The 13,692-nt window shown below is 55.9% G+C and carries 14 protein-coding genes; 9 read left to right on the forward strand and 5 right to left on the reverse strand.

What is annotated here, in order from left to right; genetic code table 11:
• Positions 1–55: 55 nt before the first annotated feature.
• From thiC to FHW17_RS08545, 4 genes are read left to right on the forward strand one after another with little or no spacing between them, the layout of a single operon-like run.
• The gene (gene thiC, locus FHW17_RS08530) at positions 56–1,888 is read left to right on the forward strand and encodes a phosphomethylpyrimidine synthase ThiC (protein ID WP_182509673.1); all 1,833 of its coding nucleotides are present in this window, start codon (positions 56–58) and stop codon (positions 1,886–1,888) included.
• Positions 1,888–2,841 carry a glycine oxidase ThiO gene (gene thiO / locus FHW17_RS08535; protein ID WP_182509600.1) on the forward strand — a complete coding sequence of 318 codons (954 nt, stop codon included), beginning with the start codon at positions 1,888–1,890 and terminating at the stop codon, positions 2,839–2,841. Before thiC ends, thiO begins: the two co-directional genes overlap by 1 nt.
• 2 nt (positions 2,842–2,843) lie before the next feature.
• Positions 2,844–3,041 carry a sulfur carrier protein ThiS gene (gene thiS, locus FHW17_RS08540; RefSeq protein WP_091877770.1) on the forward strand — a complete coding sequence of 66 codons (198 nt, stop codon included), beginning with the start codon at positions 2,844–2,846 and terminating at the stop codon, positions 3,039–3,041.
• A gap of 3 nt (positions 3,042–3,044) precedes the next feature.
• The gene (locus FHW17_RS08545; protein ID WP_182509601.1) at positions 3,045–3,818 is read left to right on the forward strand and encodes a thiazole synthase; all 774 of its coding nucleotides are present in this window, start codon (positions 3,045–3,047) and stop codon (positions 3,816–3,818) included.
• Here FHW17_RS08545 and FHW17_RS08550 read toward each other — a convergent pair.
• Entirely contained in the window at positions 3,811–4,404 is a 594-nt protein-coding gene (locus FHW17_RS08550) for a class I SAM-dependent methyltransferase (protein ID WP_113097401.1), read from the reverse strand. The genes FHW17_RS08545 and FHW17_RS08550 overlap by 8 nt on opposite strands.
• Positions 4,405–4,640: 236 nt before the next feature.
• A complete protein-coding gene (locus FHW17_RS08555; protein WP_113097400.1) occupies positions 4,641–5,087 on the reverse strand; it encodes an Rrf2 family transcriptional regulator in 447 nt (148 codons plus the stop codon).
• Between the two features lie 304 nt (positions 5,088–5,391).
• Between FHW17_RS08555 and FHW17_RS08560 the strand changes: the two genes are divergently transcribed.
• From FHW17_RS08560 to cysW, 4 genes are all read left to right on the forward strand, one after another.
• Positions 5,392–5,583, forward strand: a complete 192-nt coding sequence (locus tag FHW17_RS08560; protein WP_182509682.1) for a hypothetical protein — start codon at positions 5,392–5,394, stop codon at positions 5,581–5,583.
• Between the two features lie 275 nt (positions 5,584–5,858).
• Positions 5,859–6,863: a sulfate ABC transporter substrate-binding protein gene (locus FHW17_RS08565; RefSeq protein ID WP_112527492.1), complete on the forward strand. Its 1,005-nt coding sequence runs from the start codon at positions 5,859–5,861 to the stop codon at positions 6,861–6,863.
• Between the two features lie 100 nt (positions 6,864–6,963).
• The gene (gene cysT / locus FHW17_RS08570; RefSeq protein ID WP_112527490.1) at positions 6,964–7,806 is read left to right on the forward strand and encodes a sulfate ABC transporter permease subunit CysT; all 843 of its coding nucleotides are present in this window, start codon (positions 6,964–6,966) and stop codon (positions 7,804–7,806) included.
• Positions 7,790–8,653 (forward strand): sulfate ABC transporter permease subunit CysW, encoded by an 864-nt coding sequence (cysW, locus tag FHW17_RS08575; protein ID WP_182509602.1) that lies wholly within the window; start codon positions 7,790–7,792, stop codon positions 8,651–8,653. Before cysT ends, cysW begins: the two co-directional genes overlap by 17 nt.
• Here cysW and FHW17_RS08580 read toward each other — a convergent pair.
• Positions 8,650–9,213 (reverse strand): alpha/beta hydrolase, encoded by a 564-nt coding sequence (locus FHW17_RS08580; RefSeq protein ID WP_113097439.1) that lies wholly within the window; start codon positions 9,211–9,213, stop codon positions 8,650–8,652. The two genes, cysW and FHW17_RS08580, sit on opposite strands and share 4 nt — an antisense overlap.
• Positions 9,214–9,459: 246 nt before the next feature.
• Here FHW17_RS08580 and FHW17_RS08585 point away from each other — a divergent pair, with 246 nt between their 5' ends.
• A complete protein-coding gene (locus FHW17_RS08585) occupies positions 9,460–10,704 on the forward strand; it encodes an MFS transporter (protein ID WP_182509603.1) in 1,245 nt (414 codons plus the stop codon).
• A 16-nt stretch (positions 10,705–10,720) separates the two neighbouring features.
• Here FHW17_RS08585 and FHW17_RS08590 read toward each other — a convergent pair whose 3' ends face one another.
• A complete protein-coding gene (locus FHW17_RS08590; RefSeq protein WP_112527486.1) occupies positions 10,721–11,671 on the reverse strand; it encodes a lysylphosphatidylglycerol synthase domain-containing protein in 951 nt (316 codons plus the stop codon).
• A gap of 96 nt (positions 11,672–11,767) precedes the next feature.
• Complete coding sequence (ybaL, locus tag FHW17_RS08595; protein WP_182509604.1) at positions 11,768–13,522, reverse strand: YbaL family putative K(+) efflux transporter; 1,755 nt, start codon at positions 13,520–13,522, stop codon at positions 11,768–11,770.
• Positions 13,523–13,692 lie beyond the last annotated feature (170 nt).

Raw genomic sequence — 13,692 nt, forward strand, 5'->3', positions numbered from 1 at the left:
TCATCCTTCCGGCACAGAACTGGGTTTTTACGCTTAACCGCTTAGGAGCCTGATGATGACCGCAATTACCCCAACCGTTTCGGCAGGACCGCTGCCGGCATCGATCAAAATATATAAACCGGGCCATGCCTATCCTGATCTGCGCGTGCCATTGCGCCAGATATCCGTTCACCCGACGGCGGGTGAACCGCCTGTTACGGTGTATGATTCATCCGGGCCCTATACGGATGCCAATGCAACCATCGATATTGCCAAGGGCCTGCCGCGCATTCGTGAACACTGGCTGGCCAATCATGAAGACCTCGTTGCCTATGAAGGCCGCCATATCAAGCTTGAGGACAATGGTTTTGTCACCGGCGAGCGGCTGACACCGGAATTTCCGGTTCGCAATCAGCCATTGCGGGCGAAGGGTGATAAAGCCGTCACGCAGCTTGCCTATGCCCGCGCCGGTATCATCACACCCGAGATGGAATATGTGGCGATCCGCGAAAATCTCGGCCGTGATGCTGCGCGTACCAAGCTGGAACGGGATGGCAATTCCTTCGGGGCTTCGGTGCCGGATCATGTGACGCCGGAATTTGTTCGCGAGGAGATTGCGCGGGGCAGGGCGATCATCCCGGCCAATATCAACCATCCCGAGCTTGAACCGATGATCATCGGCCGTAATTTTCTGGTCAAGATCAATGCCAATATCGGCAATTCTGCCGTGACATCCTCCATGGCAGAAGAAGTGGAAAAGATGGTCTGGGCGATCCGCTGGGGCGCCGATACGGTGATGGACCTCTCCACCGGGCGCAACATCCACAACATCCGCGAATGGATCATCCGCAATGCGCCGGTGCCGATCGGGACTGTGCCGCTGTATCAGGCATTGGAAAAGGTTGGCGGCATTGCCGAAGACCTGACATGGGAAGTTTACCGCGATACGCTGATCGAGCAGGCGGAGCAGGGCGTCGACTATTTTACCATCCATGCGGGTGTTAGGTTGCATTACATACCGCTCACCGTTGATCGTGTGACCGGCATTGTCTCGCGTGGCGGTTCGATCATGGCCAAATGGTGCTTGCATCATCATCGCGAGAGTTTTCTCTACGAGCACTTTGCCGAGATTTGCGATATCTGCCGCGCCTATGATGTCAGCTTTTCACTTGGCGATGGCCTGCGTCCCGGCTCAATTGCCGACGCCAATGATGCGGCACAATTTGCCGAACTGGAAACGCTGGGTGAACTGACGCAGATTGCCTGGGCCAAGGGTTGTCAGGTGATGATTGAAGGCCCCGGCCATGTGCCGATGCACAAGATCAAGGCCAACATGGACAAGCAGTTGGCGGTCTGCGGTGAAGCGCCATTCTATACGCTCGGACCGCTCACGACGGATATCGCACCGGGCTATGATCACATTACCTCGGGCATCGGTGCGGCGATGATCGGCTGGTTCGGCACGGCCATGCTTTGCTATGTGACACCAAAGGAACATCTTGGCCTGCCGAACCGCGATGATGTGAAAATCGGGGTGATCACCTACAAGATCGCCGCCCATGCGGCGGATCTCGCCAAGGGGCACCCGGCGGCACAGCTGCGCGACGATGCACTGTCGCGCGCGCGCTTCGAATTCCGCTGGGAGGATCAGTTCAACCTGTCGCTCGACCCGGAAACGGCGCGGCTTTTCCACGATGAAACACTGCCGAAGGAGGCGCATAAGGTCGCGCATTTCTGTTCCATGTGCGGGCCGAAATTCTGCTCGATGCGGATTTCCCATGATATCCGCGCCGAGGCGCAGAAGGAGGGCATGTCTGCGATGGCCGAGAAATTCAAGCAGGGCGGCGATCTCTATATGCCATTGAAATCGGTGGCCGTTCCCATACCGGTATCAGGTGATGAGTTCTGATGCGTATTCTCGTCAAAGGGTCGGGGGTCGCCGGACTCACCGCCGCCCATGAACTGTTGGCACGGGGCGGGGACATAACAGTCCTTGACCCGCGCCGGGACAAGTCATCCACCGCATCGTGGTATGCGGGCGGGATGCTTGCACCCTATTGCGAGCGCGAAAGTGCCGATGAACAGGTGCTTGAACTTGGGCTGAAAGCCGCCGCCTGGTGGGAGGCAGCTTTGCCCGGAAGCGTTATGCGCAATGGCACATTGGTTTTAGCGCCCGCACGGGATATCCGGGAACTCGACCGGTTTGGTTCGCGCACATCCGGTTTTGCCCATGTGGACGCGCAGGAACTGGCCCATCTGGAGCCCGATCTTGAGGGCCGGTTTCGCCGGGGATTGTTTTTCAAGGAAGAAGCCCATCTCGACCCGCGCCGCGCCTTGACCATGCTGGCGGAAAAGCTGGCCGTCTCCGGCGTCCGGTTCGTGAGTGGCGAAGCGGATGGCGCCTTTGATGTCATCGTTGATTGCACAGGCTATTGCGCAACCAAACCTGATCTGCGCGGGGTGCGCGGTGAAATGCTTGTCCTGCAAACGCGCGATGTCTCGCTGGCCCGGCCTGTGAGACTGATCCATCCGCGATTCCCCGTTTATATCGTGCCGCGTGCCGACCATATCTTCATGGTCGGAGCGACGATGATCGAAAGCGACGCGGCGGGGCCGATCACCGCCCGCTCGATGATGGAATTGCTCAATGCCGCCTATAGCCTGCACCCGGCTTTAGGCGAGGCGGCAATCCTTGAGACCGGTGTTGGGGTCAGGCCCGCCTATGCGGATAATTTTCCGCGTGTAGAGCGGGAGGGCAAAGTGGTCAGCATTAATGGACTTTACCGGCATGGGTTTCTGCTCGCACCCGCCATGGCAATACAGGCGGCAGCGATGGTTTTTAAGTATGAGAAGGCAGCTTGATCATGAGACTTATCATCAATGGAGAACCGCTGGAGGTTACTTCCCGAACGCTGGGCGATCTGCTTGGCGAGCTTGACTATGAGGGCGACTGGCTGGCAACCGCGCTCAACGGCGAGTTGGTGCGGGCTGCGGCGCGTTCGACCTTTACCTTGAATGAAGGCGACAAGGTGGAAATCCTGACGCCCCGGCAGGGAGGTTGAGCCATGCTAAAACTTTATGGCACCGAGCTTTCCTCCCGGCTTTTGCTCGGCACTGCGCAGTACCCTTCGCCAGCGATCCTTATGGATGCGGTGCAAGCGTCGGAAACCCGGATTGTCACGGTTTCCCTGCGGCGCGAAATGGCGGGCGGAAAATCCGGAGACAAGTTCTGGTCGTTGATCCAGTCGCTCGGCGTTCACGTTCTGCCCAATACGGCGGGGTGTCATACGGTCAAGGAAGCGGTGCTGACGGCGCAGATGGCCCGAGATATTTTTGCAACGGACTGGATCAAGCTGGAGGTCATCGGCAACCACGATACGCTGCAGCCGGATGTGTTTGCGCTGGTCGAAGCGGCACGTATCCTCACCGAAGACGGATTCAAAGTCTTTCCCTATATGACCGATGATCTTGTTGTGGCCGAGCGTCTGCTCGAAGCCGGATGTGAGGTGCTCATGCCGTGGTGCGCGCCGATTGGATCGGCGCTGGGGCCGCTCAATCTTCACGCCCTGCGGGCTTTGCGCGGGCATTTTCCTGAGGTTCCGATGATTGTGGATGCGGGGCTCGGCAGGCCCTCCCATGCGGCAACCGTGATGGAACTTGGCTTTGATGCCATTTTGCTCAACACGGCGGTCGCGAAGGCTGGAGATCCAGTTGCCATGGCTGCCGCTTTTGCCAAGGCAGTGGACGCTGGCCACATGGCATTTCATGCGGGCATGCTGGAGCCGCGCGATGTGGCAGTGCCATCAACCCCTGTGATCGGCAGAGCGGTGTTTACTTAGCTGCTGTGACATAAAGCCATTCGGTTGGCTCCTTGTCATAGCCGCTGCCCATCACAGTTTTGATGTCGATGGTCTGCCAGCGATCCGCCTGATAGGCATCATGCAGCCATTCGGGTGAGGGGTAATTGAAATAACGGCCGAACCTGTCGCGCCCTTCCGTCGTGCCCGATTTGAAGCTTGCAAAGAACTGGCCATCGGGTCTTAGCGCCCGGTGAACATGGCTGATAATATCAGGGAGGGCTGTTCGTGGTACATGCAGCAGGCAGGCGCTGGCCCAGACGCCATCATAGGCATTCTGGGCAATGATATCCTGAAATTGCAAAACGCTGACCGGAATACGCAGCCGCTTCTGCGCTTCCGCAGCGATCTCAGGTGAGCCGTCTGTTGGGGCAACGTTAAATCCGCGCTCGAGCATATGGGCGGTATCATCGCCGCCGCCACAGCCAAGTTCGAGAATGGAGGCACCGGGTGAGAGCAGCGCAAGGTATGTATCCAGATGCTCAAATGACCGCGCCTGCGTCTGGTTGGCATAACGCACTGCCTCATCAGCGTAAAATGCCAGAGTATCCGGATCATTGGCGGTCATAGCTGTCCTTTGAGGTGTGGTGGTGCTTGATGAGTGGTTCGTGGTTCGTGGTTCGACAAGCTCACCATGAGGGAGAGAGGTGATGCAACGATAATCGTCAACGTTGCAGATCACAAAGGTTGCAGAACTTAACTCTCTTTCATCACCCCTCTTGGTCATCCTCGGGTCAAGCCCGAGGATGACGGGGATGGGGACACGAACCACAAAAACCAAACGATATTTCGCCACAGAGAAACCTAGCTATCGAGCATAGCCAGACCGCGATCACCGCCATAGGCGAGGCAATCGGCAATCGTGGTTTTATCGAGCACGCCGCGCGTGACATTGGCAACTTCGCTGAAAACATGGCGGATTTCGCAATTGTCTTCGCTGTCGCAGTCTTCACAGCGGCGATAGGCAATCTTGCTGAGGCAAGGCAATGGAGCAATCGGGCCATCGATCAGGCGCAGCACTTCGCCGAAGGTAATATCCTGCGCCTGCTTGAGCAGCAGATAGCCACCCATCTTGCCGCGGCGGCTCATGACAATGCCCTGATGCTTCAGGTCGAGCAGGATCTGTTCAAGGAATTTTTTCGGAATATTCTGTTCTTCCGCAATATCGGAAATGAACAGAGCCTTTTCGGCATCGGCTCTCGCGAGAACGACAAGCGCCCTGAGCGCATATTTGGCTTTCTGCGAAATCATTATTGTTGCCTGATCATCTTATAAGACGCAGTCATAGTCCCTCGCGTGACATTTTCTAGTGTAAAAATGTTAAAAAATGGAGTTTTTTCATGGCAGCCAAATGTCTTAAAAGTGGCCGGTAAGGCTCTGAAAAATAATACTTCATTAAGGATTGAGCGCTCAAGAAGTTTCGAAAGCGTTAAAATCAATACACGATTAAACAGGTAGTGATTGTTGACAAATTTTTTCAACCGGTCATCATTGAGTATCGGTTGACCCTTGAGGGCAGCTGCACTCTGCAACCAAATTGTTTCAGGAGGTCGCAATGTACAGTGAAGTATCCGGCATCTTTAATCGGGCTGAACGCCTGTGGCGCGAGGTATTCGTCGCCGAAACACTCGATTCCGATGCAGGTGATCCCAAGAAGCGGGACAGCCAGGAGGCCTCGGCCAAGCGTCATCGCAATTGGACCGAAGAAGATTTCCTCTGGTGCTGGCAGCATCGCGGCTTCTGGTAAGCCGCTTTTCCACCGGAACGCGCCCTCGCAACTATAGCGGGGGTAGAAATCAATTGCGCAATCAACCCTGATACTCAGGGAAAATATTTCAACTTACGTATTTCTTGGAATAACATTTTAACAAGCTCATCATTGTTGGAACTTCAATTCTTCCTCTCCCGGAAATTTGACGGCATCCTAAGAAAAAATATCCGTTCTCCTATGGAATCGTTGGGTCGGATTGGGCTGGGTCAATATTGATGGCGCGTTCCGTGCCGTTCGCTTGGGAGAATGCAATGAAAAGACTGTTCGTCTATGCCACAGTTGCTCTGGCACTGGGTCTTGGGCCCGTGAAAGCTGCGGAGCCAACGGAAATTCTCAATGTTTCTTACGATATTTCGCGCGAGCTTTACGAGCAGGTCAACAAGGCATTCACCGCCGCCTACAAGAAGGAGGCGGGCAAGGACATCACTGTCAACCAGTCACATGCGGGCTCGTCCAAGCAGGCGCGGTCCATTCTCGAAGGGCTGGAAGCCGATGTTGTGACCTTTAATCAGGTCACTGACGTTCAGGTTCTGCATGACAAGGGCAATTTCATTCCCGCGGACTGGCAGTCCCGCCTGCCCAACAACTCTTCGCCTTATTATTCCCTGCCGGCTTTCCTCGTGCGCGCCGGAAATCCAAAACACATCAAGAACTGGGATGATCTCATTCGCGATGATGTGAAGGTGATTTTCCCCAATCCGAAAACATCTGGCAATGCGCGCTATACCTATCTGGCCGCCTATGCCTATGCACTTGAAGTCAACAACAAGGATCAGGCCAAGGCGCAGGAGTTCGTCAAAAAGCTCTTCGCCAATGTGCCGGTGTTTGACACGGGCGGGCGCGCCGCGACAACCACCTTTGCCGAGCGTGGCATTGGCGATGTGCTGATCACCTTCGAAGCGGAGGTGCTGGGCACACGCAAGCAATTGGGTGAAGACAAATATGAAGCGGTTGTACCGCCGGTCAGCCTTCTTGCCGAATTTCCTGTTACCGTCGTTGACAAGGTGGTCGATAAGCGTGGATCGCGGGCGATTGCCGAAACCTATCTGAAATTCCTGTACACGCCTGAGGGGCAGGATATTCTTGCCCAGAATTATAACCGCGTGAATGACGAAACGGTCAAAGCCAAATATGCGGCGCAGTTTCCTGAGACGCGGTTGCTTAAAGTGGAAGATGTATTCGGCGGCTGGGATAAGCTGTCCAAGGAGCACTTTGCCGAAGGCGGGATTCTGGACAAGGTTTTCACCAAGCGCTGATCGGCGATTGATAGATCAAAAGGCGGCGTGGCTTCCAAGCTGCGCCGCATTCTTTTCAACCCTTGCTTGCTTTCACCGCAACAGGCTCTAGAACCCTGCTATGTCGTTGTTTTCGAAATCCAGCCAGCGCGGAATATTGCCGGGGTTCAGCCTGACCCTCGGCGTCACCCTTTTGTATTTCACCATCATCGTGGCTCTGCCCTTGCTGGCGATGCTGTACAAATCTGTTAATCTCGGCTGGTCGGATTTCTGGACAATCATTTCGTCTGAACGGGCGGTGGCGACTTACCGGATCACTATCGGAGCGGCGGCGCTGGCGACGCTGTTCAACGCGCTGTTCGGCATGCTGCTTGCCTGGGTGCTGGTGCGCTACGAATTTCCCGGCCGCCGGCTGCTCGATGCCGTGGTTGATCTGCCCTTTGCCTTGCCAACGGCTGTTGCTGGCCTTGCCCTTGTCACCGTGTTTTCTGCCAATGGCTGGTTTGGCCGGTTTCTGGAGCCTATGGGCATCAAGGTTGCCTATGCGCCGCTTGGCATTGCCATTGCGATGATGTTCACCAGCATTCCCTTTGTTATCCGCACGGTACAACCGGTGCTGGAAGATGTGGCTGTGGATGTGGAGGAAGCAGCGCGCTCACTGGGGGCGACGAACTGGCAGATATTCAGCCGGGTGATATGGCCAGCCATATTCCCGGCCTTCATCGCCGGATGCAGCCTGTCCTTTGCCCGCAGCCTTGGCGAATTCGGCGCCATTGTTTTCATCTCCGGCAATCTGCCTTTCGAAACCGAGGTGATGTCCTTGCTCGTGTTCATCCGGCTTGATGAATATGACTACCCGGCAGCCGCGGCGATTGCCACGGTCATGCTGGTCATGGCGTTCCTCATGCTTTTCGTCACCAATTCCATTCAAGCCCGGCAGCTTCGCTATGCAGACCGCAGCTGACCTTGCCACCACTGCGAAGCGGCAGTCATCCCGGCGGCATGGCCAGCCTCCGGCGCGGGCATCCCATTGGCTGCTGATCCTGACTGCCATGGCGCTGTCGGCACTGTTCATCGGCGTGCCGATTGCGGTGATCTTCTCCTATGCATTCCGGGAAGGGGTAGCGGTATATTTCTCGCAGATCACCCAGCCTGCCACACTGCACGCCATCTGGCTGACGGTGCTGACAGCTATCGTGGTTGTGCCCATCAACATGATTTTCGGTATCTGTGTTGCATGGCTTGTGACACGCTTCCGCTTTCCGGGTCGCGGGCTGTTGATCACCTTTATCGAGATACCGTTTTCAGTCTCGCCGATTGTCGCCGGTGTGACCTATCTCTTTCTCTATGGCAGTCAGGGCCTGCTTGGGCCATTGCTTGAGAGCTATAACATCAAGATCATGTTTACGGTCCCGGCAATCTTTCTTGTCAGCCTGTTCGTCACCAGCCCATTTGTGGCGCGCGAACTCATTCCGCTGATGCAGGCGCAGGGCAGCGAAGATGAGGAAGCGGCGATCACCCTTGGCGCAACCGGATTGCAGACCTTCTTCTACGTGACACTGCCAAATATCCGCTGGGCGCTGCTTTACGGCGCTGTTTTGTGCAATGCGCGCGTCATGGGCGAATTTGGCGCTGTGTCAGTCGTATCCGGTGCCATTCGCGGCCAGACCAACACGCTGCCATTGCAAATCGAACTGTTGTTCAATGATTATAACGTCACCGGGGCCTTTGCTGCCGCATCGACCCTGGCTTTGATTGCGGTGATCACGCTGATCCTGAAATATTTTCTGGAACGCAAACAGGCGGGTTAAGCGGCGCGTTTTGTGCGAAAAGTTTCGTTCTGCCGCCGCATGGAATCCGCCAGAATGTAACCTTCCGGCCATGCACCAAAACCGCTGGCGATATTGATGTGCCCGGCATTGCGCATGTCGACAAAACCGGAGCCCCAGATTTCCGCCAGTGCCTGTGCCTTGTTGAACGACATATAGGGGTCGTCACGGCTGGCGGCGACAATCGATGGAAAACTGAAAGCATGGCGCGGCAGCGGCGCAAAGCTGCGGAATTTCTGGTCCTGCACCGCCATGCGCTCCGCATCAGCAGGCGCCACCAGAACGGCGCCAGCCACGTGGGCGGCGGAGGGGCGGCTGGCCAGATGCGCCACAAGAACGCAGCCAAGACTATGGGCAACGAGGATAGCGCCCGGCGTTTCGGAAATTCTGGCTTCAAGCACATGCAGCCATTGCGACAGGACCGGGTTCTCCCAGTCGTCCTGCTCGACAAGGCGGGCAGCATCGTCATCGGCCAGCCATTCGCGCTGCCAATGGCCTTTTTCGGAACCGAGATATCCCGGAATGATCAATGTTGTCATCAGGCGCTCATCCTTCCAGTTTCGGGAGGAAATGTTGAAGTCACCGCCTGAAAATAGGTGCCGAAGCCCATTCATTGAAGGAATAGGGCACTAAAGAGTGCGAGGAATGGAAAATAAATCCAATGCAAAAATCCGAAACCGTGAAATCGCGCCCGGTCACTGGTAAGGGTTTCGCGCAAGGGTTTCTTGTGGGTAGCAGCTAAAACAAATACCTTCCGGAAAATGATAGCAGTCGAGGTGCGGTGAACAATGCGCTTTTTCTCCCTGCCGACTGCGCTGTCTCCCCTCGCGGTTCCACGATTGCGCCGACTTTTCATTGCCCAGGTGCCCGCTGATCTTGCTGATTGGCTCGACTTTGTTGCACTGGCGGCGCTGTTGACGTTTCATTGGAATCTCGGCCCAGCCGCATTGGCCAGTCTGACGTTGGCGCTCGCCTTGCCCTATGTCGTCCTTGCACCTCTGATCGGCGTGCTTGTTGATCGCAGCGACCAACGTACATTATTGATTGCCAGTAATTTCCTTCGAGCCGTTGCAACGGCGGCTTTTGCCATAGCACCGAACCTGCCAATTTTGCTTTTACTGGTCATAGCCAAATCAGGTGTCGATGCCGTGTTCACACCAGCAAAACAGGCCACAATACCGCTGCTCAGTCCGCCCAATGGGTTAATGGCCGCCAACAGTCTTAGTCATACCATCAATCAGGTGACAAAAGTAGCTGGTCCCGCTTTGGGAGGGGGTCTGGTGGTTCTTCTCAATCCACAGCAAATCTTCCTCGCCAATGCGAGCCTCTCGCTCATCGCCGCGCTTATACTGTTGGGACTGCCATCCGGTTTGCGTCATGCCCGCGAGGCGACCGGGAGCAGAGGCTTCCGTCGTGAATTTGTGGATGGGCTGGTTCTCATAAGAAGACGCCCGTTGCTCCTCACTGCAATCGTCACGATGGGCATCGGCTTCTTCCTGATATTCCTCTATGACGGGCTGATCTCTCTTCTGATAAAACAGACCGGCTATTCCGACGCAATGCTTGGTATTTCGGTGGCCGCCACGGGTGCAGGCGGTGTGCTTGGCGCACTTCTGCTTGGCCAGTTCGGAGCACGACGCGATCCGCTAAGGCTGATGGCGACAGGTGGTATCGGCTGTGGCTTGCTTATTGCGGTCACGGGGCATGTGGGCCGTGGAGATCTGGTGATGTCACCCATGATCTTCTGTTTGCTGCAGTTCGTTATTGGGGTTACGAGCGCGTGCCTCTTTGTTCCCTACCGAACCGTTCTTCAGAAAGAAACACCGCCAGAATCGCTCGGCCGCGTTACGGCGGTTGGCGAAGCGGTGAGCGCGATCGGGATAACAGCAGCACCGCCGCTCGGGGCTGTTCTGGCAGGGGTTGCGGGTGTCCCTGCGCCTTATCTTCTCAGCGGTTATCTGACCGTTACACTCGCTGTCGTTCTTCTTGCTTACCGCCAACGCATTGCTTCACACAATGATACGTCCGGTTAAAGCACGTCCTTCTATCTCAGCTTTCGGTGTCTTTCTTGTACCAGCGCAACAGCAATTGCGAACGTTCGAAGAAGAGGACCACAAGCAATGACAGGGCAAAGGGAATAAGCAGATAGAACAGGCGGAAGATGATGAGGGCGGCCAGCACATCAGCCTGATTCATATCGGGAAGGCCAGTCAAAAACACCAGTTCCAGCACACCAAGTCCGCCCGGTGCATGGGAGATCAGCGCCGCAGAGAAAGAGATGAGGAAAATCCCGAGAATGATCAGGAAGCCCGGATTACCCGCTTCCGGCAAGGTGAAATAAATGATGGCGGCAGCACCGATCAGTTCCACCGGTCCAACAATCAGCTGCTGGGCAACGACGGACAGTCTTGGATATTCAAGCGTGAATTTGCGGATACGCAAGGGGCGCAATTGCAACCAGCTGCCGAAGACATAGAGCAACACAAACGCCAGGGCACCAAACCCCAGAAGGTAACTCACGTAAAGCGGCGTTTCATCGTTGAAGCGCTGCAGAATTTCCGGCTCGATCAGAAGCACGACTGCGCTCAGTGTTATTGTGCCGAGCATGAAGGTGAACGAACAGAAGGCGATAAGGAGCGCGATTTCCGCCGTGCTCAAGCCTTGCGAAGAATAGGCACGATAGCGCACCACAGCGCCTGATATCATCGATGCACCGATATTGTGCGAGAGGGCATAGGTGGTGAATGAGCAAAGCGTGATGAACAGCCATGAAATCTTGCGGCGCAGATGCAGAAGGGCGATGCGATCATAACCTGCGAGTGCGGCATAGGCGACGAGCGAACTAAGCGCGGCCAGAATCCAGCGATGGGCCGGAATGGCATAGAGGCTGTGGATTACGTCATCCAGCGATATGCTGCGCAACTCCCGGTAAAGGAGCCATGCGGATACACCGACTGCGGCCAGTCCGATTACCGGCCATACATAATCCTTCAACTTCATGCTTATTCCTGCCTTGCCATTCTCACTGAGCGCTCTTTTCGAGCTTATTGACCCTCTGGCGCATATCTATACGCCGCTACCCCCATTTTCTTATCGTTATGCCGGTAACGGTTCCTCCGGCACAGGTTTGTCCAGATCGAGAATATGCGCGACTATACCACGGGCGATCTCGCGTTCACCCATGATCACTGCATCTGCACCAAGATCCTGCAAATGTTGCACCTCCGCATCGGAATGCGCCCGTGCCAGAATGCTGATGGATGGATTGGCAGCGCGTGCCTTGACGACGATCTGTCCCGCTTCAAACGCATTGGGAATGGCAATGATCAGTTGCCGGGCCTGTGCCAGATTGGCAGCGGCCAGAACATCGCCATTGGCTGCGTTACCGACAATGGTTTCCACTTCATCATCGCGTAGTTTCGCGACCGTCTTGTCTGCGTCTTCGATCACGAGGAACGACTTGCCCGCTTCTTTGAGGGCATCGCCGACGAGGCTGCCGACACGGCCATAACCGATCAGGACTGCATGGTCTGTCAGGGCCGTCTGGTGAAGCTCCTCGACATCAGGTTCTTCAATAACAGTGACTTCCGGATCGGCTTCCTGCACCGGTGCATAGCGTTTTTCCAGCCATGGTTTGAGATATCCCACCCCGGCAAAGACGAGGGGATTCAGCAGGATCGACAAGATAGCACCGCCAAGAATGAGATCGCGCCCTTCCTCCGGCAGCATGCCAAGGCCGACCCCCAGCTCCGCCAGAATGAACGAGAATTCGCCGATCTGCGCGAGGCTTGCTGAAATGATCAGCGCCGTTCCGGTCGGATAGCCAAACGCCAGAACAATGAAGAATGCCGCCAGCGACTTGCCGACCACGATGATCGCCAGTGTTGCCAGAAGGGGCAGGGGATCATTGATGATTGTCATCGGGTCGAACAACATGCCGACGGAAACGAAGAACAGAACAGCGAAAGCGTCACGCAGTGGCAGGGATTCCTCCGCTGCGCGGTGGCTGAGTTCGGATTCGCTCATGATCATACCGGCGAAGAAAGCGCCAAGTGCCAGCGATACGCCGAAGAGCTTTGAGGCACCGAAGGCCACGCCGAGCGCAATGGCAAGCACCGCAAGCCTGAACAGTTCGCGCGATCCGGTATGTGCAATGGCGTGGAGCGTCCACGGAATGACGCGGCGGCCAACGATAAGCATGAGAGCAACGAAGGCAGCAACCTTGCCGAGGGTCAGGGCAATGATGCCGCCAATGCCAAGGTTGAAATAGTTGGCAATCGGATCGCTGGCTGCGTGGACAACTTCAGCCGATGGGTTTTTGCCATTGACGACACCGGCTATGGCCGGGAGCAACACCAGTGCCAGAACCATGGCAAGGTCTTCAACGATCAACCAGCCAACAGCGATGCGACCACGCTCCGTCTCGATCAGGCGGCGTTCCTGCATGGCGCGAAGCAGCACAACCGTACTGGCAACGGAGAGGGCAAGGCCAAAGACGAAGCCAGCCTGCATGCTCCAGCCGAGTATCCAGGCAAGACCCGCACCGAGCAATGTGGCGACTATGATCTGGACGATAGCGCCGGGAATGGCGATGGCGCGGACGGACAGCAGATCCTTCAGGGAGAAATGCAGCCCGACACCGAACATCAGCAGGATGACGCCGATTTCGGCAAGTTCTGCAGCCAGTTCCTGATCGGCAACAAAACCGGGTGTGTGAGCACCGGCAAGCACACCGGCAAGCAGATAACCGACAAGGGGAGGAACGCGCAGACGGTTGGCAATCGCACCGAATATGAAGGCCAGAACAAGGCCCACTACGATTGTCGCAATCAGCGGCGTTTCATGAGGCATATGTCGGTGTCTCCCCCTTGGATATGTTGAAAATAATCAAATCAAACTGTGAACAGCCAGAGCAGGTTTTGTTTTTACTTAGGCGTTCCGCCCGTACATTCGGGTCAAATCCCCCGGGGTTCGGCAGAACGGCTACGCAAAAACAATAATTGCTCTATGACTGCCTCACT

This window comes from Phyllobacterium sp. P30BS-XVII, from assembly GCF_014138335.1.
Taxonomy (GTDB): Bacteria; Pseudomonadota; Alphaproteobacteria; order Rhizobiales; family Rhizobiaceae; genus Phyllobacterium; species Phyllobacterium meliloti.

What these genes read in the sequence shown, in the direction of transcription:
- thiC (WP_182509673.1), top strand. Translation starts at nt 56, where the DNA reads ATGACCGCAATTACCCCAACCGTTTCGGCAGGACCGCTGCCGGCATCG.
- thiO (WP_182509600.1), top strand. Translation starts at nt 1,888, where the DNA reads ATGCGTATTCTCGTCAAAGGGTCGGGGGTCGCCGGACTCACCGCCGCC.
- thiS (WP_091877770.1), top strand. Translation starts at nt 2,844, where the DNA reads ATGAGACTTATCATCAATGGAGAACCGCTGGAGGTTACTTCCCGAACG.
- FHW17_RS08545 (WP_182509601.1), top strand. Translation starts at nt 3,045, where the DNA reads ATGCTAAAACTTTATGGCACCGAGCTTTCCTCCCGGCTTTTGCTCGGC.
- FHW17_RS08550 (WP_113097401.1), bottom strand. Translation starts at nt 4,404, where the DNA reads ATGACCGCCAATGATCCGGATACTCTGGCATTTTACGCTGATGAGGCA.
- FHW17_RS08555 (WP_113097400.1), bottom strand. Translation starts at nt 5,087, where the DNA reads ATGATTTCGCAGAAAGCCAAATATGCGCTCAGGGCGCTTGTCGTTCTC.
- FHW17_RS08560 (WP_182509682.1), top strand. Translation starts at nt 5,392, where the DNA reads ATGTACAGTGAAGTATCCGGCATCTTTAATCGGGCTGAACGCCTGTGG.
- FHW17_RS08565 (WP_112527492.1), top strand. Translation starts at nt 5,859, where the DNA reads ATGAAAAGACTGTTCGTCTATGCCACAGTTGCTCTGGCACTGGGTCTT.
- cysT (WP_112527490.1), top strand. Translation starts at nt 6,964, where the DNA reads ATGTCGTTGTTTTCGAAATCCAGCCAGCGCGGAATATTGCCGGGGTTC.
- cysW (WP_182509602.1), top strand. Translation starts at nt 7,790, where the DNA reads ATGCAGACCGCAGCTGACCTTGCCACCACTGCGAAGCGGCAGTCATCC.
- FHW17_RS08585 (WP_182509603.1), top strand. Translation starts at nt 9,460, where the DNA reads ATGCGCTTTTTCTCCCTGCCGACTGCGCTGTCTCCCCTCGCGGTTCCA.
- FHW17_RS08590 (WP_112527486.1), bottom strand. Translation starts at nt 11,671, where the DNA reads ATGAAGTTGAAGGATTATGTATGGCCGGTAATCGGACTGGCCGCAGTC.
- ybaL (WP_182509604.1), bottom strand. Translation starts at nt 13,522, where the DNA reads ATGCCTCATGAAACGCCGCTGATTGCGACAATCGTAGTGGGCCTTGTT.